Source organism: Vibrio sp. 1288, assembly GCF_033344475.1.
The window spans coordinates 1-659 of record NZ_JAWPOX010000617.1; the positions used below are offsets into that span (position 1 = coordinate 1).

General features: G+C 51.6%; 1 pseudogene. It reads left to right on the top strand.

Going from position 1 to position 659, the window contains the following annotated elements:
• A pseudogene (locus tag R8O11_RS28370) lies at nucleotides 1–659 on the top strand (fructuronate reductase); the annotation flags it as partial.

The following is a 659-nucleotide window of genomic DNA, read 5'->3' on the forward strand; positions in this document are numbered from 1 at the left end:
TGTTCACCAATGAAATGCTGAGCAAAACGGGCTCGGATTGGGGCATTTGCGAAATCAACCTATTTGGCGGTGAAGAGTTAATTCAATCGCTGCGCGCGCAAGATCACCTCTACACAGTGGCAGAAAAAGGCGCAGAATCGACCGAAGTCAAAGTGATTGGCTCGGTGACGGAATCACTGCACCCACATTTGGACAGCATCGAAACTGTTCTCGAAAAAATGGCCGAGCCACAAGTGGCGATCGTTTCAATGACGATTACCGAAAAAGGCTACTGCACCGACCCTGCAACGGGCACGCTTGATAAAAACAACCCGCTAGTCATTGCTGACCTTGCCAACCCAACGGAGCCAAAATCGGCACTAGGTTACATCGTGCAAGCACTGAAGATGCGCCGTGAACGCGGCCTAACGCCATTTACCGTGATGTCTTGCGATAACGTGCAAGAGAACGGTCACGTAGCAAAAGCAGCGGTACTGGAATTCGCTCAACTGCTTGACCCTGAATTGCGCGACTGGATTGAAACCAACGTCACCTTCCCTTGCACTATGGTTGACCGCATTGTGCCCGCAGCCACAGAAGAGACACTGAGCGAAATCGCCGATCTGCTTGGCTGTGAAGATCCATGTGGCATCGCTTGTGAACCTTTCCGGCAATGGGTT